We start from the raw sequence: 22369 nt of genomic DNA, 5'->3' as shown, positions 1-22369 counted from the left end.
GATGGGACGCATTTCCCTATTGCTTTAAGCTTGAAGATTCCGCTTCATCGCACGACAACAACAACGAGCCGAAAAGGCTCAAGGGGACGCGGATGATCCGGGTAGATGATCTGCACATGCATTTTGGAGGCCTCAAGGCCGTCGACGGGGCGAGTATCGAAATCGCCAAAGGCTCGATTACCGGCCTGATCGGTCCAAATGGTGCAGGAAAAACAACACTCTTCAACGTTATCGCAGGCCACTACAAGCCCAGCTCCGGCAAGGTGTGGCTCGGTGACGAAAACATTACCGGCCTGTCGCCGCACCAGCTCTTCCATAAGGGATTGCTGCGTACATTTCAGATTGCCCACGAGTTCTCCACGCTGACAGTGCGCGAAAACCTGATGATGGTACCGGACAACCAGCCCGGTGAGCGGCTGGTCGATGTGTGGATACGTCCGTCGAAGGTACGTGATCGAGAAGAAGAAGTTCGAGCCAAAGCCGACGAGGTGATCGAGTTCCTCGAAATATCGCATGTCGCGGACGAACTCGCAGGCAACCTTTCAGGCGGTCAGAAGAAGCTTCTCGAGCTGGGCCGCACGATGATGGTCGATGCCAAGATCGTGTTTCTCGACGAGGTCGGCGCAGGCGTCAACCGCACGCTCCTCAACACGCTTGGCGACGCGATCCTGCGCCTCAACCGCGAGCGCGGCTATACTTTCTGCATGATAGAACACGACATGGATTTTATCGGACGCCTGTGCGACCCGGTCATCGTCATGGCTGAGGGCAAGGTGCTCGCAAAGGGGACCGCCAACGAGGTCAAGGCCAACGAGCAGGTCATCGAAGCCTATCTGGGCCGAGGGCTGAAGAACAAGCCAGCGCGCAAAGCCAGAGGAGGCACCCAATGAGCTTCCTGATTGGTGAAACCATGCGCGGCGGCTATGGCGGCGCAGATATTCTCAACGGCTGCACCATTGCGGTCGACAAGGGCGAGATTGCTGTCATCGTCGGCCCCAACGGCGCGGGCAAATCGACAGCGATGAAAGCCATTTTCGGCATGCTGCCTTTACGTGAAGGCCGCGTGACACTGGCAGGCCAGGACATCACTGCCTTGTCGCCGCAGGACCGCGTCAAGGCCGGCATGGGCTTTGTGCCGCAAACATCGAACGTCTTCGTGTCGATGAGCGTCCAGGAAAACCTCGAAATGGGGGCCTATATCCGCCACGACGACTTTTCCGACACGATGGAGCAGGTTTTCGACCTTTTCCCGATTCTGAAGGAAAAGCGCAGGCAGCCCGCCGGCGAGCTGTCGGGTGGACAGCGCCAGCAGGTCGCGGTCGGTCGGGCTCTGATGACACGGCCCTCGCTGCTGATGCTCGACGAGCCGACCGCGGGCGTGTCACCGATTGTGATGGACGAATTGTTCGATCGCATCATCGAGGTTGCCGCCACCGGCATCGCCATCCTGATGGTCGAGCAGAACGCGCGCCAGGCACTCAATATCGCTGATCGCGGCTATGTGCTGGTTCAGGGTTCCAACCGCTTTACGGATACCGGAGAGGCGCTGCTCGCCAATCCGGAAGTCCGTGCAACGTTCCTGGGAGGCTGAGGATCATGGACGGTTTCCTCAACGCTCTCGTTGTCTTTGCCAATTTCGTCTTCCTGCCCGGTCTCGCCTATGGCGCGCAGCTGGCGCTGGGCGCGCTTGGCGTCACGCTGGTCTACGGCATCCTGCGCTTTTCCAATTTCGCGCATGGCGACCTGATGGCCTTCGGCACGATGATCACGATTCTCGTGACCTGGTGGCTGATGGGCATGGGCATCAACTTCGGCCCCCTACCAACGGCGCTGCTGGCGTTGCCCATCGGGATCTTCGGCGCGGTTGCGATGGCGCTGTTCATCGACCGTTTCGTGTTTCGCTTCTATCGAAAGCAGCGATCCGACGGTATCGTTTTCGTGATGGCCTCGGTCGGGGTGATGTTTGTTCTCAACGGCATCGTGCGCCTCATCATCGGCCCCAACGAACAGCGTTTTGCCGACGGCGAACGCTTCCTGATCACCGTCAAGGAATTTCGTGACCTCACCGGTCTGGCGGAGGGCCTGGCAGTACGGCTGCCCGTGGCAATCACCATTGTCGTCGCGATCATGGTCGTGGCTGCGCTGTTCTGGTTCCTGCAAAGGTCCAAGACCGGCAAGGCGATGCGGGCCTATTCGGACAATGAAGACCTTGCGCTTCTGTCGGGCATCAACCCTGACCGTGTGGTCATGGTGACGTGGATCATCGCAGCCTCGTTGGCGACCATTGCCGGCGTGCTCTACGGCCTCGACAAGAGCTTCCGACCTTTCACCTATTTCCAGCTTCTGCTGCCAATCTTTGCATCGGCCATTGTCGGCGGCATCGGGCAGCCGCTGGGAGCTATCGCAGGCGGATTCGTCGTTGCCTTCTCCGAGGTGACCCTGACTTACGCCTATAAAAGGGTGCTTGAATATCTCGGCTTTGCACCGGACGGGCTCGTCCAGTTGCTGTCGACCGAATACAAGTTCGCCATTTCATTCGTCATCCTGGTGCTCGTGCTCCTCATACGGCCAACCGGTATCTTCAAGGGGCGCGTGCTATGAGCAACACACAGCGCATCATTTTCCTGTATGCCGGCATGGCACTGCTTCTGGCCATTGTTGGCGTCATGCAGAGCTGGACACTCAGCCTGACGATCATGAACCTGTGCCTGATCTCCGCGATCATGTCGCTGGGCGTGAACATGCAGTGGGGCTACGCCGGCCTGTTCAACGTCGGTATCATGGGCTTTGCCGCGCTCGGCGGCATTGCAGCCGTGCTGACCTCGATGCCGCCAGTGCCTGGCGCATGGCAGGCAGGCGGAACCGGGATCGGCCTCACGCTGCTGGCGCTGATCGGAACAATCGCCGCAGTCATCTTCGTGCGCTCGCGCACACGCGGTGTCATGCGCACCGTTTCGACATTGCTGGTGGCAGTGGCAGGTTACTTCATCACCCGCACCTTCTTCGACCCTGCGGTCGAAGCGATCGAGGCGGTCGATGCTGCGCGAACCGGCTATCTCGGCGGGCTTGGCCTGCCGATCCTGTTCTCGTGGCTGGTGGGTGGCATTTTCGCGGCGGCAGCCGCATGGCTGGTCGCGAAGATCGCGCTGGGCCTGCGCTCCGACTACCTTGCCATCGCAACGCTGGGCATTTCGGAAATCATCATTGCCATCATGCGCAACGAGGAATGGCTGACACGCGGCGTGAAAAACGTCTCGGGCCTGCCCCGTCCCGTCGCGTATGAAGTCCAGTTGCAACAGGCTCAGTGGTTCATCGACCTCTCCGCCAAGCTTGGCACCAATCCGATCTTCTTCTCGGCGATCTATGTCCGCCTGTCCTATGCGATCCTGTTCGCGCTCGTTCTGATCATCCTGATGTGGCTGGCTGAACGCGCACTCAACTCGCCATGGGGCCGGATGATGCGCGCCATCCGCGACAACCGCGATGCGGCTGAAGCGATGGGCAAGGACGTGACCGGGCGGCATTTGCAGATCTTCGTTCTGGGTTCGGCGGTGATCGGCATTGCCGGCGCGATGCTGACCACACTCGACGGGCAGTTCACGCCGGGCCAGTACAACCCGCTGCGCTTCACCTTCCTCATCTGGGTGATGGTGATCGTTGGCGGCTCGGGCAACAACTGGGGTGCGGTTCTTGGCGGATTCCTGATCTGGTTCGTCTGGGTGGAAGCCGAGCCGGTCGGCGCCTGGCTGATGGCGCTTCTGACATCGGGCATGGCAGCAACAAACCCGGTAAAGCTGCATCTGGCTGACGCGGCACCCTATATGCGACCGCTGCTGATGGGGCTAATCCTGCTCCTGATGCTGCGCTTCGCACCAAGGGGGCTGATCCCCGAGCGGGGCGCACCGTCAATCCAGAAACGATAAGCCGATCAAAAGAGCCTCGAAAATTGTTTCGAGGCTCTTTTCTTACATGGCAGCTTCAATCAGCCGTTTTGCATCAGGGCTGGCCCATTCCGCGGGGCCGTTCATATTGGCAAGAAGGCAGCCCTCTTCATCGACGAGAAGCGTGACCGGCAAGCCATAGGCGAGGCCTCGACGCTTCAGATCGTTGAAAAGGCCCAGCGTTGATTCGCGGTAGTAGCCGAGCGCATCAACGCCGGTCTCCGAAAGAAAGGCCTTGGGCTTGTCATCGCTGCCCGTGTCGACATTGATCGCCACCACCTCGAACTTGTCGCTGCCCATTTCTTCCTGAAGCTGGTTCAACGCCGGCATTTCATGACGGCAAGGTGCGCACCATGTCGCCCAAAGATTGATCAGCAAGGTCTTCCCTGCCAAGTCAGCAACAGTCATCGGCGTGCCATCAGGAGCGTTGAAGGCAAGATCCCCCAGAGCACGCGGCGGCTTGCTGGCGAGCATGGCTGCAACCTCGCCACGTGCGGCGGCATCGACGGCGGCGATCTTGTCGTCGCGCGCCGGACAGGTCGCGCCACTCGATTCACTGGCCGCAACCAATTGCGTGTTGTTGCCAGACAGGCCTCCGAACAGGTATACGCCAAGCGCGCCGACACTCATGCCGGCCACGATTGCCACCGCGATCATCCGTCCAGCGGGCAGGTGGAGTTTTCCGTTTGCCATCAATCACTCCAGTCAGTCTTTCGGGGGCCGTACCACGATGAGCGAGAACAAGGCCAGCAACCAGATGTGGGGCGGACGATTTGCCTCGGGCCCAGCAGCGATCATGGAAGCGATCAACGCTTCGATCAGCTTCGACAAGAAGCTTTACACGCAGGACATCCGCGGTTCGATTGCCCACTCTGAAATGCTGGCTCAAACCGGCATAATTTCAGCGGAAGATCAAAAGAAAATCGCTGAAGGCCTGAACACGATCTTGTCAGAGATCGAAGCTGGCACCTTTGAATTCTCGGCACGGCTCGAAGACATTCACATGAACATCGAGGCGCGCCTTGCCGATCTGATCGGGCCGTCAGCCGGTCGCCTTCATACTGCGCGTTCGCGCAACGACCAGGTTGCGCTCGACTTCCGCCTTTGGGTCAAGGAAGAGCTGCAGCGCACCGCCAATGCCCTTGTCGGGCTGATCGAGGCGTTTCTGGATCGCGCCGAAGAGCATGCTGCAACGGTGATGCCGGGCTTCACCCATCTGCAGACCGCGCAGCCGGTAACCTTCGGCCATCACTGCATGGCCTATGTCGAGATGTTTGCCCGCGACCTGTCGCGCGTTCGCGACGCAATCCGCCGGATGGATGAATCGCCGCTGGGTGCAGCCGCGCTGGCCGGCACCGGATTCCCGATCGACCGCCAGATGACTGCAAAGGCGCTCGGCTTTCGCGAGCCGACCCGCAACTCGATCGACAGCGTGTCCGACCGCGACTACGCGCTGGAGTTTCTCTCCACTGCCGCAATCTGCGCAACCCATTTGTCCCGCTTGGCGGAAGAGATCGTCATCTGGTCGACGCCGCAATTCGGCTTCATCCGTCTTTCGGACCAGTTCTCGACCGGCTCATCGATCATGCCGCAGAAGAAGAACCCGGACGCAGCCGAACTGGTGCGCGCCAAGACCGGCCGCGTCAACGGTCATCTGATCGGCCTGCTGACCGTAATGAAGGGCCTGCCGCTGGCCTATTCCAAGGATATGCAGGAAGACAAGGAAGCCGTGTTCGACGCAGCTGAAACGCTCGACCTGATGGTTGCAGCGATGACCGGCATGGTGCGCGACATGACGATCAACACTGCCGCGATGAAGAAGGCAGCCGGATCGGGTTATTCGACCGCGACGGACCTTGCCGACTGGCTCGTGCGCGAGGCGGGCCTGCCCTTCCGCGAAGCGCATCACGTTACCGGCCGCGCCGTGGCGCTGGCCGAAGAAAAGAAGCTGCCGCTGGAACGACTTGCACTGACCGACCTGCAGGCAATCGACAGCCGCATCAACGACTCGATCTTCGACGTGCTGTCGGTCAACGCCTCGGTCAAAAGCCGTTCGTCCTTCGGCGGCACCGCGCCACAGGAAGTCCGTCGCCAGACCCGCTACTGGCGCAAGCGTCTCAAACAGGGTGCGTAAGCGGCGAATTTTCGCTACACAACCGTAACGAACACGCAAGACGGACAGGCTCATGCGCGCGCCACATATTCTGAGGACCACATTGCTGCTCGCAGCAATTGCCACCGTGGTGACGGCCTGCGGCCGCCGCCCAGGGACGCTCGATACGCCCTATGAGGCAGCAATCGAGGCGCGGCGCGAAGCCGAACGCAACAACCAGCCCCTGCCACCGGAGCCAAAAGCTCCGGTGCAGGACAAGCGCTTCATTCTCGACAGCCTCATCTAGGAACCGCTTCGGTGAACCATTTTGAATATCGCAACGGCGTCCTGCACGCCGAAGACGTCTCGGTGCCTGCGATTGCCGAGGCCGTCGGCACGCCGTTCTACTGCTACTCCACGGCGACCCTGACCCGGCACTATAATGTCTTTGCCGGCGCTTTCTCCGACATTGACGCGCAGGTCTGCTTTGCGGTCAAGGCGAACTCGAACCAGGCAGTGATCGCCACGCTGGCTCGTCTTGGCGCGGGAGCGGATGTCGTTTCAGGCGGCGAGTTGCGTCGCGCATTGGCTGCAGGCGTTCCGGCAAGCAAGGTGCTGTTCTCCGGCGTCGGCAAGACCGCCGAGGAAATGGACTACGCGCTCGCAGCCGGCATCCACTGCTTCAACGTGGAATCATTGCCGGAACTGGAAGCACTGTCGGCGCGCGCTATTGCGACCGGACACACGGCGCCGATCTCGCTGCGAATCAATCCGGACGTCGACGCCAAGACGCACAAGAAGATCTCGACCGGTAAGTCGGAAAACAAGTTCGGTATCGCCTGGAAGGACGCGCGCGCGGCCTACGCCAAGGCCGCCAGCCTGCCCGGTCTGGCGATTACTGGCATCGACATGCATATCGGCAGTCAGATCACCGAACTGCAGCCGTTCGACGATGCAATTTCACTGCTGGTGGAGTTGACGAAGACGCTGCAGGAAGACGGTCATCCAATCTCGCATATCGACTTGGGTGGCGGCCTCGGCGTTCCCTATCGCAATGACAACACACCCCCGCCTTTGCCGGACGCATACGCTCAAATGGTCAAGCGCCATGTCAAGCCGCTTGGCATGAAGGTGATGTTCGAACCGGGAAGGCTGATTTCCGGCAACGCGGGAATTCTCGTTTCGCAGGTGATCTTCGTCAAGGAAGGCGACGCCAAGAACTTCCTCGTCGTCGACGCGGCGATGAACGACTTGATCCGCCCGACACTCTATGACGCGTTCCACGAAATTCAGCCGGTGATCGAGCAACCGGCCGACGCACCGCGCCTGATCGCAGACGTGGTTGGCCCGGTGTGCGAGACCGGCGACTATCTTGGCCTCGACCGCGACCTGCCGAAGCTGGCAACCGGCGATCTGATCTACGTTTCCACCGCTGGTGCCTATGGCGCGACGCAAGCCTCGACCTACAACACCCGCCTGCTGGTGCCGGAGGTGCTGGTCAATGGCGACCGCTTCCACGTCGTGCGCCCGCGCCCGACCTATGAGGAACTGATCGGCATGGATTCCATGCCCGACTGGCTTTGAGGTCGCACGGCATCACGATTTGTTGGCCGCCTCGCCTTCGCCCTGTTTAGTGCTATCTTCGGCACGATGAAATGACGCGATTTCGCGGAAGGGACGCATGGCGAACGGCACCGATGGCACCACTGGCCTGCTGACGCGGCTGTCGCACACCCGTGCGGCAGTGCGTGCTACGGTGGTGATCGAGAGGTTGTGGCCGCTGGTGCTGCCAGTCCTGATCGTGCTCAGCCTGTTCCTCAGCCTGTCATGGCTTGGCATCTTTAAGCTGCTGCCGGATTGGGCGCGGGTGATTTTGATCATTGCGCTCGCGCTTGCTGCGTTCGCCAGCCTCTACCCGCTGCGCTTCTTCCGCAAACCTTCTGTCGCCGAGATCGACCGCCGCATCGAACGGGTCAACCTTCTCGACCATGCGCCGCTGCTGACCCAGACAGACACCTTGTCGTCGGCATCGCAAGACAGCTTCGCGCAGGCGCTATGGCAAGAACACCAGAAGCGCATGGCAAAACGGCTTGGGCGGCTTTCTGGCGACATGCCGCGCACCCGCGTTCCTGAACGAGACCCTTGGGGCGTCCGCGCTGCGGCAGCGCTGCTTCTTGTGATCGCCTTTGCGTTTTCGCTTGGTCCGCAGGGCGGCACCCCTGCCGATGCTTTCCGCAGCCATTCCAGCGCAAATTCTGTCGCCGCGCGCATCGATGCCTGGGTCACGCCACCCGCCTATACCGGTCGTGCGCCGCTTTTTCTGACCGCCGATACCAGCGCAGAAATTCCGGTGTTCAATGTGCCGGCGGGTAGCGAGCTTGCCGTGCGCGTGGCCGGAGGCTCCGGCGAAGAAACGCTGTCCTGGCTCGCTGCAAACGACGCTGAGGCCATGGACATCACGGCTTCAAAGGACGTGTCAGCGGCGCAAGCCGCAGGCACCCTCGCCCGTCAGTTTGGCACGACGCTGGTCGCCGACGGGATGGTGACATTGCAGGCCGATGGCGATGATTTGCGCCGCTGGGCGTTCACGGTCACCCCCGACCGCGCACCGGTCATTCGGCTGACTGACGAGCCTCGGCGTGCGGTCAACGGCGCGCTCGAACTGAGCTATGAAATCGAGGACGACTATGGCGCGACGCAAGCCATGGCGATGTTCAAGCAGAGCGAGGCCGACCCGGCTGCACGCGCACTTTACGATGCGCCCGAAATGCCCCTGACGCTGCCCCGTCGCGGTGACGACAAACACAGCGCCCGCACGTCGCGCGACCTGACCGAACACGCCTGGGCCGGTTCACAGGTGGAAATGAAGCTGTGGGCGAAGGACGCGGCAGGACAGGAAGCGGAGAGTGAAACCCTCACCCTAAACTTGCCGGAGCGCAGCTTCGCCAATCCGCTGGCGCGCGCACTCGTGGAACAGCGTCGGATTCTGGCTCTCGACGCCAATCGCAAGCCCCATGTGCTGGCGTTGATGGATGCGATCACCCTTCGCCCCGAGGAGACGATCCCTGAACTGGCGCACTATCTCGGCATTGTCGCAGCAATGACACGCCTGCGTATGGCGACGAGCGACGACGAATTGCGCGACGTTGCCGACTATCTCTGGACCATGGCGCTGACCATCGAAGACGGCGCACTCAGTGCCGCCGAACGGCGCCTGCGGCAGGCGCAGGAGGCCTTGAAACAGGCGATCGAAAATGGCGCCAGCGACGAAGAACTGCAGCAATTGATGACCGAACTGCGTGAAGCCATGCGCGACTTCATGCGGGAGCTGGCCGAGCGCGCGCTCGAGAACCCGAACCTGTCGCAACAGATGCCGGGCAATGCCCAGCAGCTGAGCCAGAGCGATCTGGAGCGGATGATGGACGAGCTGGAAAACCTTGCACGGTCCGGTGCGCAGGATCAGGCGATGGCCATGCTGCAGCAATTGCAGGAGATGATGAACAATCTGCAGGCTGGCAATCAGGGCCAGCAGGGTCAGGGCCAGCAAAACGAGATGCACCAGCAGATGAACAAGCTGGGCGAGATGATGCAGCGCCAGCAGGAACTGATGAACGAGACATTTCGTCAACAGCAACAGCGCCAACAGGGCCAAATGTCGCCGGAGGAGCTCACCGAGGCGCTGCGCGAACTACAGCAGCAGCAGGGCGAACTGCAGCAGCAGCTGCAGGAGCTTGGGCAGGCGCTGGAGGGCATGGGGCTGCAGCCAGGCGAAGGTTTCGGCGACGCCGGTGAAGCGATGGGCCGGGCTGAAGGTTCGCTCGGGCAAGGTCAGGGTGAGCGCGCGGTTGGAGAGCAAGGACAGGCGCTGGAAGCCCTTCGCCGGGGCGCACAGGACATGATGCAGCAGATGATGGAGGCGATGGGCGAAGACGGACAGGGCGAACAGGGTGGACGTCAGCAAAACGCCGACCGCGACCCGCTTGGCCGCCCCCGCGCGACGACCGGACCCGACTTTGGCAACAGCGTTCGCGTGCCGGACGAGATCGACGTGCAGCGGGCTCGCGAAATCCTCGAGGAAATCCGTCGCCGCCTTGGCAATGCTTTGAGCCCGGAACTGGAGCGCAACTATCTCGAACGCCTGCTGGAGATGCGATAAGCCCGCTCCACTCGTGGGGAGCGGGATCGCTTAGACTGTGCGGGTTGGGCGGATGATGTTCAGAAGCGCGCCGTAGGGCACCAGCATCACAAATGACAGCCCAACTTTGACAGCAAAATCGCCCAGCGCCAGCGACATCCACAATGGCACCTCGCCGCCGAACAGGAATGGCACGGCAAAGCCGAGCGAACCGTCTTCACGGCCAAGACCTGTGTCGAGAAAAGCAAAGCGCTCCGAAAAGGCGATGGAGAAGAACAGCACGGTGTCCACAGCCGAGCCGATGAGGGCACCGGTCAGCGGCGCGATCCACCAGACGCGTTCGCGCAACCGGTCGAACACCTGAACATCCAGCAGTTGAGCAACAAGGAAAGCCGATCCGGAGGCAACCGCGAGGCGGGGTGTTGCAAGCCAGATGGACAGCACCACGGCAATGGCGAAGCCGACATAGACCACCTTGCGCGCGGCCACGGGGCCAAAACGCCGGTTGGTCAGGTCATTGACGAGAAACGCCAGCGGATAGGTGAACGCGCCCCAGGTCAAAAGATCCTGAAGCCCGAAATATCCGAACGGATATTGTACAAGGAAATTCGAGGAGATGACGACAATGGCCATCGCGGCCACAAAGGGCCAATTCGTCGCAAAACGAGACATTTTTTTATCCTGGGTTATGGAACCAGACAGCGGGCTTTCGCCCGCTGAAATCATGTCAACCTGCCAAAGACAGCTTGATTAAGCTGCCTGCTGCTCAGCAAGCTTCTTGGTGATCTGCTTCTTGAGCAGACGTGCGCGCTGCGACAGATCGCCAGTGCCAGCCTTCACGAGGAACGCATCAAGGCCACCGCGATGCTCAACGGAGCGGAGCGCTGCAGCCGACACGCGCAGGCGCACGTTCTGGCCGAGAGCTTCGGAAATCAGCGTCACGTCGCACAGGTTCGGGAGAAACCGGCGGCGGCTCTTGTTGTTAGCGTGGCTAACGGTGTTACCAGTCATCACGGCCTTGCCGGTCAGTTCACAAGCGCGGGACATTTCATGCACCTTCGTTTTTGTTGCCAAGCCATGCCAAACTGCCGCACCATGTGCAAACGGCGCGCAGGCAAGTTCAGGCGGCCTTAGAAAAAGTTGCCCGTCCATAAGGGCATTTCGCGTTGCGGTCAAGCAGAAGCTGCGCTGACACACACAGGAACATGGCTCATACAATTGCCGAAATCGCTCGGCAATGACCCGATTACCGGTGAACGGTCAGGAAGGGACACCTGTACCCATGAAGAGAGCATCCATGCGGCGTCCACGCAATCTGTTCGTATTATTATGTGCGTTTCTCAGTGCACCAGCCATCGCGGCTGCGGAAACGGAATCGTTTCGTGCACACTATTCCGTGACCCTGCTGGGCATTCCCATCGGCAAGGGCAGTTTTGACAGCACGTTCAACGGCAACCGATTCTCGATTTCCGGCTCAGTCGCCAGTGCAGGCATTGCGCGCATCTTCGATCGCACCAACGCAACCACAAAAGTGGAAGGTGCGGTCGGAAAGCAGGCACCACAGCCCCGTTCTTTTGAGCTGGACTACACGTCGGGCAGCAAAAAGGGACGCACGCAGATCGGCTTTTCCGGCAATCGGGTTCACAAGGTGGTCAACCAGCCAGAACTGCCGACGCGCGATCGCTGGGTGCCGTTAACGCCGGCAGCACTTCAGGCAGCTCTTGACCCATTGTCATCGACGTTGGTGCGCACGGATGATCCAGCCAAGGTTTGCGCGCGGACGGTGAAGTTTTTTGACGGGGAACTGCGCGCGGACCTTCAGTTCGCTCATCGGGAGACAACCCAACGCGACGGCGAGCCGGTCGTCACCTGCAATGTGCGATTCGTTCCGGTGGCGGGTTATCAGCAAGGACGCAATCAGGTCGACTACCTCAAGAATCGAAGCCGGATTTCGATTTCCTTTGCCAGACTCGGCAACACCGGCTTTTACACGCCGGTGGAAGCGCATATCGGCACGCAGGTGGGAACCGTGCGCGTTGCCGCCACAAGCATCGAGCGGCGCTAGAAACACTGGCCCTTGCCGCCGCCTCGTGAGCCGGTTAACCCTTCTGGGACAGGCGGAGGGGCAGACATGACACGGGCAACACTGATCGGGTTTTCGGCGATCGTCATGTGGGCCTTGCTTGCTTTGCTGACGGCCCGGTCCGGCACCGTCCCGCCGTTTCAACTGTCGGCGCTCACATTTACAATCGGAACAGCGGTTGGTGTGGCGATGGGTGCGGTGGTGGCGCCAAAACGGCACGACCCGATACCGCCAATTGTCTGGCTCATCGGCATCGGCGGCCTGTTCGGCTACCACTTCTTCTACTTCACGGCCTTGCGCAACGCGCCTGCCGTGGAAGCAAGCCTGATCGCCTATCTGTGGCCTTTGCTGATCGTCGTCGGCTCGGCGCTTCTTCCCGGAGAGCGGCTGCGCTGGCACCATATCGCAGGCTCCGCTCTCGGGCTGGCGGGCGCGTTCCTGATCGTCACCAAGGGCGGCGCGCTGTCCTTCGATGCCCAATATGCATTCGGATATACAATGGCAGGGGTGAGCGCAGTCACCTGGGCCGCCTATTCGCTGCTATCGCGGCGCTTTCCGGCAGTGCCGACCAGCGTCGTGACGTGGTTCTGCGCGGCAACCGCGTTGCTGTCGCTGGTCTGTCACCTGCTGCTTGAAGAAACCATATGGCCGCAAACTACCGGCCAATGGCTGGCAATTGTCGGGCTCGGCCTGATGCCGGTAGGCGCGGCGTTCTACACATGGGATCACGGGGTCAAGCATGGCAACATCCAGGTGCTTGGCGCTGCAAGCTACGCCGCCCCGCTGTTGTCGACACTGGTATTGATTGCCGCGGGAGCAGCGACTGCGACCACATCCGTGCTCCTCGCTTGCCTGTTGATCACCGGCGGTGCTGTGCTCGCGGCCAAGACCATGCTGTTTGGCACCAAGACAACTGCCGCGAAGGAGGCAGACGTATGATGATGCCCTTTCCCGGTGGCCTCGAGGCCCATCCGAACGGCACCCTGCTGTTTTCCGCGGCTCTGGCGCTGTTCTACCTGCTGATGCAACGGCGCTCGCCATCATGGCGACGCACATTTGCCAAGGCCGGCTCGATCGTGCTGCTCGCAGTGCTGTCTCTGATCGTCGGCGGACCGGTTTTGCTGGCCGTGGCTCTGATCCTCAGCGCCGCAGGCGATGCGTTTCTAGCGCAGAATGGCGAGAAGAGTTTTCTGGCCGGGCTCGCAAGCTTCCTTGCCGCCCATCTTGTCTACATTGCCTTGTTCATGGTCGCCGGCAGCGGCGTCGAGATCCTTGTTGCACAACCCTGGCGACTCGCCCTTCCCGTCGCGGCGACGCTGGTGGGCGCTGTGTTGTTGCTAAGGCTGTTGCAGGTCGTCCCTGCCCCGATGAAACTTCCGATCACAGTCTATGTTGTCGCAATCGCCGCCATGATGCTGGCGTCCGCTACTGTTCCGGTGCCGCTGGTCATGCTCGGAGCCGCGCTATTTGTCGCCTCCGATGCGATCCTTGCGGTCGAAAGATTTCTGCTCGCGCCAAACTCCGCCCATCGTATCTGGGCGGGTCCGGCAGTCTGGGTCCTCTATTATCTGGCGCAGGCGCTGCTCACGCTCGGCTTCGTGCTCTAGGAAACGTCTTTCCGCTTGCGGATTTCCGCAAACACGGCCTCGTCCGAAGCCGTCTCCATACCGAGATTCTTGCGGATTGCCGGATCGTGCCAGCGCAGAAATGGATTGGTTGCCAATTCACGCCCGATCGTCGTGGGCAGCGTTGGCAAGCCTTCGGCCCGCAGCGCTTCGATGTCCTTGGCCCGCTCCTTGAGAAGCGAGTTGGTGGGATCGATGGTCAGCGCGAAGCGCGCGTTCGATGCAGTATATTCGTGACCGCAATAGACCGTGGTATTTGCCGGCAACGCGGCCAGCTTCTTCAACGATGCCAGCATCGTCGCCGGTGTCCCTTCAAAGAGCCGCCCGCACCCAAGCGCAAACAGCGTATCTGCGGTGAAGACGACAGCTGACTTCGGCAGGTAGTAGGACACATGACCTGCGGTGTGGCCCGGCGTTTCCAGAACGCGCACGGCTTCACCCAGCAGCTGCAACTCGTCCCCCTCGCGCACCGTCTCATCAATGCCGGGAATTTTGGCTGCTTCCGCCTCGGGACCGATGATCCTCAACCCGAAACGCTGCTTGAGCGCCAGATTGGCCTCAACATGATCCGGGTGGTGATGCGTGATCAACAACACGCTCGGCTTCCAGCCAGTACGGGCAATGGCGTCGAGGATCGGACGCTCTTCCGGAGCATCGACAATAGCCGTCTCGCCGCTTGCCGGATCATGCGCCAGGATGCCGAAATTATCGCTCCTGCACATGAACTGCTCGATCTTGATCGACATAATCTGCTCCTTTTCTCGTTCACCAACCATAGCCATGTCACGGCAGCATGAAAACCGCCATGGGAACGGGTTTCTTGAAGTCGGGGCAGGCTGCAGCTACGGTCGCCCAATGCTGTCAGACATCATCGACCTGCGGGCTTTCTACGCCTCTACCCTTGGAAGGGTGACCGAAATGGCGGTCGCCAAAGGCCTGTCTGCGATCTGGGCCAGCCAGCCCAACGAGCGCCTCGTCGGACTTGGATACGCTTTGCCGTGGCTGGAGCGCTTCGGCGCTGATGCGGAGCGCGTATTCGCCTTCATGCCTGCGACGCAAGGTGCGGTGAACTGGCCGTCGAATGGCAAGTCCGCCACGGCGCTGGTGTTCGAAGAAGAACTGCCGCTCTACGATTGCTCCATCGACCGTATGCTTCTGGTACACGCGCTGGAGCACGCGGAAAATCCGCGCGAGATGCTGATGGAAATCTGGCGCGTGCTGGCGCCGGGGGGGCGCCTGGTCATCGTCGTCCCCAATCGACGCGGCATGTGGGCGCGCTTCGAACATACGCCGTTTGGCACCGGGCGACCATTTTCACGAACGCAGCTCAGCATGCTGCTGCGCGACACCAATTTTACGCCGATGGCCTGGTCGGACGGATTGCATTTCCCGCCATCCCAACGACGCTGGGTGATGCGGATGCATGGATTGTTCGAGCGCACTGGCCGTCGTTTCTGGCCCATGTTCGCCGGTGTCCTCATCGTGGAGGCACAAAAACGCGTCTATCAGGGCATCCCTGTTGCCGCGCGTGCCTCGCGCCGCGTCTTTGTGCCCGTCCTGTCGCCCCAAGGTGCGCGGGCTATGCGCCTGCCTGCAGAAGAAAAGTGAAGCCGTGACGGTTCGTCCTATCGTTCGATATCCAGATACCATCCTCAAAACACCTTGCGCACCCGTCGAATTGTTTGACGAGGCGTTGAGGCAACTGGCTGACGATCTCCTGGACACGATGCGCGCAGCCCCCGGCGTCGGCATCACCGGCCCGCATATCGGCGCGCTGCGCCGCATCACGGTGATCGAACTTTCACCGCAAGACGGGGTCCGGATCTATGTGAACCCCCAGATTCTGGAGGCATCCTCGACCCTTCAGAAACACACCGAGGGCAGCGTCTCGATGCCGGGCGTCACTGAAGAAGTCGAACGACCTGACCGCATCCGTTTCCGCTATCAATCGCTCGACGGCAGCGAGCACGTTGCGCAGGCCGATGGGTTCCTTGCGACCTGTATCCAGCATGAGATCGACCAGCTCGACGGCATCTTCTGGTTGCAGCGTCTGTCGCGCCTCAAGCGGGACCGCGCGACGAAACGCTGGGAGAAGATGCGCCGCGATGGGCAGTGACTATTTACTGCCGATCTCGTCGAGATCGTATTTGGTGGACTGGTAGACGCTGTTGATCCAGTTGCCGAACAGCAGATGCGCGTGGGAACGCCAGCGGTTCAGCGGCGGACGGCTGGGATCGTTGTTCGGATAGTACTCGTGCGGAATGTCGACCGGCGTTCCCGACGCGACATCGCGGTCGTACTCGTCCTTCAGCGACGTCGAATCGTACTCGATATGATTGAACATATAGAGGCGGTTTCCCCGCTCCTCCGACAGCATGCACGGACCGGTCTCGTCCGACTCCATCAGCAGCTGAAGCCCGCTTTCAGGGCGAATATCGCTGCTGTGCACTTCGGTCCAGCGCGACACCGGAATCGCGAAATCGTCTGAAAAGCCCATCAGATAGGGCGAGGTCGGCGCGTTGTTGCGGTGACGGTAGACACCGAAGGCCTTCTTTTCCAGCTCGTATTTCGGCAGGCGATGGAAATGCCAGGCGGCCGCCATCGCGCCCCAGCAGATGAAGAACGAAGAATGCACATTGGTCGTCGTCCAGTCGAAGATCTGCGTCAGTTCATCCCAATAGCCAACCTCCTCGAAGGGCAGCAATTCGATCGGCGCGCCGGTCACGATGAAGCCGTCGAACTTGCGGTGCCGGACTTCCTCCCAGGTCTGGTAGAAGCTGATCAGATGCTCTTCCGACGTGTTCTTGGCGACATGCGTGCCGATGCGCACCAATGTCAGCTCAACCTGCAGCGGCGACGAACCGATCAGGCGCGCAAACTGTGTCTCGGTCTTGATCTTGTTCGGCATCAGATTGAGCAGCGCAATCTGCAGCGGACGGATGTCCTGTCGCAATGCCGTCTGCTCGTCCATGACAGGCACGCCCTCGCGCACGAGAATGTCGTGGGCGGGAAGCTGGTCAGGGATCTTGATGGGCATGGGCGAACACTCCAGACAAAAAAACCGGCGGCGAAATCGCGGCCGGTCCCAACGGACTGTTGCAAAGCGGCCCTTTAGCGACTTGTTTAACGTGGCTGCAAGCCGACCGGCCAAATCACCACGGGTATTGGGCGTCTTTTAGGCGTCGATGCACTTTGCGTCAACGCCAAAGCTTGATAGAGCAACCGCGCATTCAAAGCTGGATTTCTGCCATGACTAATGAGCTCCGCCCACAGCCGCGTCCCGGTATTATGGATATCGATGCCTATGTGCCAGGCAAGAGCCATGCCCCCGCAGGCGTGACGAAGGTCCATAAACTCTCGTCCAACGAGAACCCGCTTGGCCCCTCGCCGAAGGCTGTGGAGGCCGCACAGGCTGTTGCGTCCAGCCTGCAGCTTTATCCTGATGGCGCCGCCATGCGCCTGCGCGAAGCGATCGCCAGCACACACGGTCTCAACATCGCCAACATCATGGTGTTCAACGGTTCTGACGAAGCGCTGGCGCTGTTGTCGCGGATCTATCTGGGCGAAGGCGAAGAAGCGATCTATTGCGAGCACGGCTTCCTCGCCTATCCGATCTATATCCGCGCGGTCGGCGCGACGCCGGTTATCGCCAAGGAAACCGATGAGCGAGCCAATGTCGACGCGATCCTCGCCGCAGTGACGTCAAAGACGCGGATGGTGTTCCTTGCCAATCCGAACAATCCGACCGGTACCTATCTGCCGTTTGAAGAGGTCAAGCGGCTGCACGCGGGGCTTCCGAAGAACGTGCTCCTGATCATTGACGCTGCCTATGCAGAGTTCGTTCGCCGCAACGATTACGAGGCGGGCGTGGAGCTGGTGGCGGCCAATGAGAATGTCGTGATGACCCGCACCTTCTCCAAGGTCCATGGCCTCGGCGGCGCACGGATCGGCTGGATCTACGCACCCAAACACGTAACCGCGGCACTGGAGCGCGTACGCGACCCGTTCAACGTCAACGCAGTTGCCATCGAGGCAGGCGTGGCGTCGATGCTGGACCGCGATCACGTTCAGACATCGGTCGAGCATAATCTGAAATGGCTTGAGTGGACGACGGCGGAGCTGGAGAAGCTTGGCCTGCGCGTCACGCCCAGCGTCGGCAATTTCATCCTGATCCATTTTCCGGAAGACGATCGCAAGTCAGCCGCCCTGGCGGATGAGTATCTGGGCGCGCGCGGCTATCTGCTGCGCCGCGTTGCCGGCTATGGCTTTGCCAACGCCTTGCGCATGTCCATTGGCACCGAAGAAGCCAACCGCGGCGTCGTTGCCGCTCTGACAGAATTCCTGAAAGACTGAACTCATGTCCCAAAAGATGTTCGAAAGGATCGCCCTCATCGGCATCGGCCTGATCGGCTCGTCCATCGCCCGCGTTATCCGGCGCGAAGGTCTCGCCGGCGAAGTGGTGATCTCGACGCGCAGCGAAGCCACACTCAAGCGCGCAGAAGAACTGAACCTGGGTGACCGTTACACGACTGACGCCGCACAAGCGGTCGAAGGCGCTGACCTTGTGATCATCTCAGTACCGGTCGGATCCTCTGGTGCGGTCGCCGAGCTGATTGCCCCGGCGCTGATGAGCGGCGCTATCGTGACAGATGTCGGCTCAACCAAGGCGTCCGTGATAGCTCAGATGCAGCCGCATCTTCCAGCCAATGTCCAATTCATACCGGGGCACCCGCTCGCCGGCACGGAAAAATCCGGACCAGATGCGGGCTTTGCCGAGCTTTTCGAAAACCGCTGGTGCATCCTCACGCCACTGGAAGAAACCGACGCGACGGCGCTGGAGACCTTGTCGGCATTCTGGCGCGCCTGCGGCTCCAATGTCGATACAATGGACCCGCAGCATCACGACATGGTGCTGGCGATGGTGTCCCACCTGCCGCATATCATCGCCTACAACATCGTCGGCACCGCAGATGACCTGCAGACCGTGACCAAATCCGAGGTCATCAAATATTCTGCGTCGGGCTTTCGCGACTTCACCCGTCTGGCCGCATCCGATCCGACGATGTGGCGCGACGTGTGCCTGCACAACAAGGACGCGATCCTGGAGATGCTGTCGCGGTTCTCGGAAGATCTGGCATCTTTGCAGCGCGCGATCCGCTGGGGCGATGGCGACAAGCTGTTCGACCTGTTTACCCGAACGCGCGACGTGCGCCGCTCGATCATCGACGCTGGCCAGGAAATCGATTCGCCTGACTTCGGTCGTATCGCCGTAAAGAGCGAAAAGCCGGCCTGACGCCGGCTTCCTCGATCAAACCGGCGGAATGAACCCGAGGACGAAGAAGCCGAGGCGCACTTCGCCCTTCTTAATACGCAAAGGCAAGCTCGTCGTGTTGCCCATGGCGGCAACACCGGCAATTCCGAGCTCAATCTCCTGACGGGCATCGGGAAATAATTCAGCCAGAACTGCAGACAATTGCGCAGGATTGCGCAGGACAATCTGAAGTTCGGCATCGATCATACCGGCATCATCGATTGAAAACGGCCCCGACAGGCTGGCACCTGCCGATCCACCCTCGATCGTGACCGTCGCGTCGCGCAACACACCGGAGCGATTGCGCAGGCCTGGTCCGCCCAGATCCAACAGCGCGCCGTCCATCAACTGCGCGTCAACAAGGCCGCTGAATGAGGGAAGCGTCACCAACTCGTCATTGAAGCTGAGCCCGCCAAAGCGCAGCGCGACGTCGAGGTCGTCCTGTTGTGGTCGCATATGCACTTCGAACAGGTCGGCCTTGAACAGCAACGGCGTGACATCGCCCAATTCGTCAAGCCGGACCGAAAGCCCCTTGCTCTCGATGGAAACGCGCTCCGGTAGCGGCGAGGCAAGCCGCGTGGTGGCCCGCAAGGTGTTCCAGGTCAACTCGAGCGGATTCAGCCCCGGAAACTGCAGGATCGCCGGACCCTCCACTTCCGTGATGGAACGATTTGGCGTGTAGACATAGGACGATGTCCGGAATTTATGCGCCCTTACACCGATCCCGGCGCGCGCGTCTTCGAACAGCACGGTGCGGCACGAAATCCCCATGCGGAACGGGTAGCCAAGAACCTCGGTGTTTTCACAATTGATGCGGCGGCCATCTCTGTTGAGCACCGCGAAGCTGGAATTTACCCGATCCAGCACCACGCCAGCGCCGTAATACCACGCCCCTGTATAGGCAAGGATGACACCGACTATGGCAGCGGCAAGCCACTTGAACCGTCTGCTTGTGTTTGCGGGTCGCTGATCGCTTGACGCCATGGGCCTGCTCTCGTTACCCCTGCTGCATTATCGTCCGGCTGGCGCCGGACTTCGAATCTGGTTTGTCGGATATGAGCGATTTTTGGGTGTTTGGCTATGGCTCGCTGATGTGGAGGCCCGGATTTGAGCATGTGGAAACCCGCAAGGCCCGCTTGTTCGGCTATCACCGCGCATTGTGCATCACGTCCCATATCCATCGCGGAACCGTCGAAAAGCCAGGTCTGGTGCTCGGTCTCGATCGCGGCGGCTCGTGCCTTGGGCTTGCGTTTCGCGTCTCGCAAACGCGGCGTGACGAAGTGATGGCCTATCTGCGAGAGCGCGAGCTGGTCACCAACGTCTACCACGAGAAACTTTTGCCGCTGTGGCTGGAAGCCGGCGAAAAAGTCCAGGCGGTCACCTATGTCGTGGACCGCCGGCACGAACAATATGCTGGCGCGCTGGATCTCGACAACGCCGCCGAGCGCGTTGCGGGTTCACGCGGTCTTTCAGGACCGAATGTGGATTATGTTCTCAACACGCTGAGCCATCTGCACTCGCTTGGCATCCGCGACCACTGGCTTGAGGGCGTCGCTGCCCGGCTCACGCGCGACTCAGTGGCACCTCGCCCAGCGCCTTGAGCCGCTCAACAGCGGTCGACGGCAATGGCGGTGCATCCGCAGCTTTTGCTGCCTCGATAAGCAGCTCATCTGTCGCCGCTTCGGTCTCCCGAATCAGCCGCTCCATGAATGCATTTTTCTCCAGCCCCGGCTGGATCGGTGGCAGAAAGCGTGCGTGAATGGTGCCGGGATAGCGCAGGAATTTGCGCCGCGGCCAATAAAGGCCGGCCACATGCGCCACCGGCACGACGGGCACATCGAGCGTCGCATACATTTCGGCAATGCCCCATTTGTAGACCGGCTCCGCACCGACGGGGCGTCGCGTTCCTTCCGGATAGATGATCAGCTGGCGACCATCAGCCATACGTTCCTGCGTGATCCGCAGCGCTTCCTTGAGGGCTCGTGCACGATTGCCGCGATTGATCGGGATCATCTTCACCTTGGCCAGATACCAACCAAAGAAAGGAATCCACGTCAGTTCGCGCTTCAAGATGTAGACCGGGTCGGAAAGATAGGGAAAGAACGCAATCGTATCCCAGAACGACTGATGTTTCGGCGCCAGGATGAATGGTCCGTCCGGCAGATTCTCAACGCCCTCAATCCGCGTCTTCGTACCGACGATCCATTCCATCAGCTTCAGGCTGGACGACGCCCAGAAACGCGGCACGAACCAGGCATATTTGCGAGGCGCGAGGAAATAGAACGGCGTCCAAAGGATCATCTGGACAATGAGGCTGACATAGAATGCCACGTTAAACGCCAGCGAACGAAGTGCGATCATGGAAACAGCCTGAAAAATGTCACGCGGTCTGCTGGTTACACTATCGGAAGGGAAAGGGAAACGGAGGCTGGTGACGTCTATTTGCCGAGCCGCGAAGACACGACCAATTCACCACCATTGTCAGTGGCCGCGCCCCAGGAAGCTATTCCGCGAACCAGCGACACCAGATATTTGGCATATTCGGTAAACAGAACCCGCAGCGCGGCGCGGTTGGTGATCCACTCGCCGCTATCCAGGCGGGTGTTCACGACCGGATACGGCACCAGATCAACATCCCCGGCGTAGCGACGAAGTTCCAGCAGGCTGCGTGGCATGTGATAATTGTTGGTTACAACAATGATCCTGTCCCACTCATGGGAATTGATCCACTTGGCGCTTTCTTCGGCATTGCCGATCGTATCCAGCGCTGCCCGGTCGATATCAACGCAACAGGAAAACAGGCTGGCATCGCCACCAGTCGCGCGCTGCAGGTCGACGATGCGCGCCGACGGATGAACGCCGCTGATCAGCAGTCGCTGACCCTTGCCGGATTTGAGAAGGTCCACCGCCGCGTCCAGACGCTTTTCTCCACCGGTCAGAACGATGATCGCATCAGCTTCGCGGGGCTCCACCGGTGTTGTCAGTTGCGCAACATGGGTTGCGAACGCAGCAAAGCCGCCGACGAAAGCAAGGCCACAAACGACGAGCACGAGAAACGCCTGCCCGACAACACGAAAACCCGACCGGCGCGCCTTTGCAACACCCGTCTTGTCGCTCGGCGCCGGTTGCGACGAGCTGTTTTCGTGAGGCCCCTTCATGTCGATATCGTTATCCGGCAATTG

The 22369-nt window shown here is 60.6% G+C and carries 24 protein-coding genes and 1 riboswitch; of the genes, 16 read left to right on the top strand and 8 right to left on the bottom strand.

What is annotated here, in order from left to right:
• Positions 1-92: 92 nt before the first annotated feature.
• The 4 genes from BMZ42_RS12840 to BMZ42_RS12825 are packed head-to-tail and all read left to right on the top strand — an operon-like array spanning position 93 to position 3923.
• Entirely contained in the window at positions 93-890 is a 798-nt protein-coding gene (locus BMZ42_RS12840; protein WP_091523098.1) for an ABC transporter ATP-binding protein, read from the top strand.
• On the top strand, positions 887-1591 hold the full coding sequence (locus tag BMZ42_RS12835; protein WP_091523012.1) for an ABC transporter ATP-binding protein: 705 nt from the start codon (positions 887-889) through the stop codon (positions 1589-1591). The genes BMZ42_RS12840 and BMZ42_RS12835 overlap by 4 nt, the downstream gene beginning before the upstream one ends.
• Positions 1592-1596: 5 nt before the next feature.
• The gene (locus tag BMZ42_RS12830) at positions 1597-2601 is read left to right on the top strand and encodes a branched-chain amino acid ABC transporter permease (RefSeq protein WP_091523010.1); all 1005 of its coding nucleotides are present in this window, start codon (positions 1597-1599) and stop codon (positions 2599-2601) included.
• Complete coding sequence (locus BMZ42_RS12825) at positions 2598-3923, top strand: branched-chain amino acid ABC transporter permease (protein WP_091523007.1); 1326 nt, start codon at positions 2598-2600, stop codon at positions 3921-3923. The genes BMZ42_RS12830 and BMZ42_RS12825 overlap by 4 nt, the downstream gene beginning before the upstream one ends.
• A gap of 42 nt (positions 3924-3965) precedes the next feature.
• Here the strand turns inward: BMZ42_RS12825 and tlpA are convergent, their stop codons facing one another.
• The gene (gene tlpA, locus BMZ42_RS12820; protein ID WP_091523005.1) at positions 3966-4634 is read right to left on the bottom strand and encodes a thiol:disulfide interchange protein TlpA; all 669 of its coding nucleotides are present in this window, start codon (positions 4632-4634) and stop codon (positions 3966-3968) included.
• Positions 4635-4671: 37 nt separating this feature from the next.
• On the opposite strand from tlpA, the gene argH reads away from it, so the two are divergent.
• From argH to BMZ42_RS12800, 4 genes are all read left to right on the top strand, one after another.
• Positions 4672-6075: an argininosuccinate lyase gene (gene argH / locus BMZ42_RS12815; protein WP_091523002.1), complete on the top strand. Its 1404-nt coding sequence runs from the start codon at positions 4672-4674 to the stop codon at positions 6073-6075.
• 52 nt (positions 6076-6127) lie between these two features.
• A complete protein-coding gene (locus BMZ42_RS12810; protein WP_091523001.1) occupies positions 6128-6340 on the top strand; it encodes a hypothetical protein in 213 nt (70 codons plus the stop codon).
• Between the two features lie 11 nt (positions 6341-6351).
• A complete protein-coding gene (gene lysA / locus BMZ42_RS12805; protein ID WP_091522998.1) occupies positions 6352-7617 on the top strand; it encodes a diaminopimelate decarboxylase in 1266 nt (421 codons plus the stop codon).
• 97 nt (positions 7618-7714) lie between these two features.
• Positions 7715-10189, top strand: a complete 2475-nt coding sequence (locus BMZ42_RS12800) for a TIGR02302 family protein (protein WP_091522996.1) — start codon at positions 7715-7717, stop codon at positions 10187-10189.
• Between the two features lie 30 nt (positions 10190-10219).
• Here the strand turns inward: BMZ42_RS12800 and BMZ42_RS12795 are convergent, their stop codons facing one another.
• Positions 10220-10840 carry a VUT family protein gene (locus tag BMZ42_RS12795; protein ID WP_091523096.1) on the bottom strand — a complete coding sequence of 207 codons (621 nt, stop codon included), beginning with the start codon at positions 10838-10840 and terminating at the stop codon, positions 10220-10222.
• A gap of 78 nt (positions 10841-10918) precedes the next feature.
• Positions 10919-11215, bottom strand: a complete 297-nt coding sequence (rpmB, locus tag BMZ42_RS12790; RefSeq protein ID WP_091523094.1) for a 50S ribosomal protein L28 — start codon at positions 11213-11215, stop codon at positions 10919-10921.
• A 250-nt stretch (positions 11216-11465) separates the two neighbouring features.
• Between rpmB and BMZ42_RS12785 the strand changes: the two genes are divergently transcribed.
• From BMZ42_RS12785 to BMZ42_RS12775, 3 genes are all read left to right on the top strand, one after another.
• The gene (locus BMZ42_RS12785) at positions 11466-12233 is read left to right on the top strand and encodes a DUF3108 domain-containing protein (RefSeq protein WP_091522993.1); all 768 of its coding nucleotides are present in this window, start codon (positions 11466-11468) and stop codon (positions 12231-12233) included.
• 66 nt (positions 12234-12299) lie between these two features.
• The gene (gene yddG / locus BMZ42_RS12780) at positions 12300-13190 is read left to right on the top strand and encodes an aromatic amino acid exporter YddG (RefSeq protein ID WP_091522991.1); all 891 of its coding nucleotides are present in this window, start codon (positions 12300-12302) and stop codon (positions 13188-13190) included.
• Positions 13187-13858: a lysoplasmalogenase gene (locus BMZ42_RS12775; protein WP_091522989.1), complete on the top strand. Its 672-nt coding sequence runs from the start codon at positions 13187-13189 to the stop codon at positions 13856-13858. Before yddG ends, BMZ42_RS12775 begins: the two co-directional genes overlap by 4 nt.
• Here BMZ42_RS12775 and gloB read toward each other — a convergent pair.
• Positions 13855-14622, bottom strand: a complete 768-nt coding sequence (gene gloB / locus BMZ42_RS12770) for a hydroxyacylglutathione hydrolase (RefSeq protein ID WP_091522986.1) — start codon at positions 14620-14622, stop codon at positions 13855-13857. The two genes, BMZ42_RS12775 and gloB, sit on opposite strands and share 4 nt — an antisense overlap.
• A 109-nt stretch (positions 14623-14731) precedes the next feature.
• On the opposite strand from gloB, the gene BMZ42_RS18255 reads away from it, so the two are divergent.
• Positions 14732-15484, top strand: coding sequence for a methyltransferase domain-containing protein (locus BMZ42_RS18255; protein WP_244523255.1), 753 nt, complete (start codon positions 14732-14734; stop codon positions 15482-15484).
• 4 nt (positions 15485-15488) lie between these two features.
• Positions 15489-15992, top strand: a complete 504-nt coding sequence (locus BMZ42_RS12760) for a peptide deformylase (RefSeq protein WP_244523253.1) — start codon at positions 15489-15491, stop codon at positions 15990-15992.
• Here BMZ42_RS12760 and metA read toward each other — a convergent pair whose 3' ends face one another.
• Positions 15993-16913, bottom strand: coding sequence for a homoserine O-acetyltransferase MetA (gene metA, locus BMZ42_RS12755; protein ID WP_091522979.1), 921 nt, complete (start codon positions 16911-16913; stop codon positions 15993-15995).
• 54 nt (positions 16914-16967) lie between these two features.
• Positions 16968-17045, bottom strand: a riboswitch (SAM riboswitch).
• Between the two features lie 80 nt (positions 17046-17125).
• Here metA and hisC point away from each other — a divergent pair.
• Positions 17126-18229 carry a histidinol-phosphate transaminase gene (hisC, locus tag BMZ42_RS12750; RefSeq protein WP_091522978.1) on the top strand — a complete coding sequence of 368 codons (1104 nt, stop codon included), beginning with the start codon at positions 17126-17128 and terminating at the stop codon, positions 18227-18229.
• A 4-nt stretch (positions 18230-18233) separates the two neighbouring features.
• A complete protein-coding gene (locus BMZ42_RS12745) occupies positions 18234-19169 on the top strand; it encodes a prephenate/arogenate dehydrogenase family protein (RefSeq protein ID WP_175556713.1) in 936 nt (311 codons plus the stop codon).
• Between the two features lie 15 nt (positions 19170-19184).
• Here BMZ42_RS12745 and BMZ42_RS12740 read toward each other — a convergent pair whose 3' ends face one another.
• Positions 19185-20171 (bottom strand): DUF2125 domain-containing protein, encoded by a 987-nt coding sequence (locus tag BMZ42_RS12740; RefSeq protein ID WP_091522975.1) that lies wholly within the window; start codon positions 20169-20171, stop codon positions 19185-19187.
• Positions 20172-20242: 71 nt separating this feature from the next.
• Here BMZ42_RS12740 and BMZ42_RS12735 point away from each other — a divergent pair, with 71 nt between their 5' ends.
• Positions 20243-20788, top strand: coding sequence for a gamma-glutamylcyclotransferase (locus BMZ42_RS12735; protein ID WP_091522972.1), 546 nt, complete (start codon positions 20243-20245; stop codon positions 20786-20788).
• Here BMZ42_RS12735 and BMZ42_RS12730 read toward each other — a convergent pair.
• A complete protein-coding gene (locus tag BMZ42_RS12730; RefSeq protein WP_091522969.1) occupies positions 20751-21548 on the bottom strand; it encodes a lysophospholipid acyltransferase family protein in 798 nt (265 codons plus the stop codon). The two genes, BMZ42_RS12735 and BMZ42_RS12730, sit on opposite strands and share 38 nt — an antisense overlap.
• Before the next feature lie 77 nt (positions 21549-21625).
• Positions 21626-22345 (bottom strand): YdcF family protein, encoded by a 720-nt coding sequence (locus BMZ42_RS12725; protein WP_091523090.1) that lies wholly within the window; start codon positions 22343-22345, stop codon positions 21626-21628.
• Positions 22346-22369 lie beyond the last annotated feature (24 nt).

The sequence above is a fragment of the Aquamicrobium aerolatum DSM 21857 genome, from assembly GCF_900113935.1.
Taxonomy (GTDB): domain Bacteria; phylum Pseudomonadota; class Alphaproteobacteria; order Rhizobiales; family Rhizobiaceae; genus Aerobium; species Aerobium aerolatum.
The sequence above is the reverse complement of the archived record's forward strand: the minus strand, read 5'-3'. Positions and strand labels throughout refer to the sequence as shown.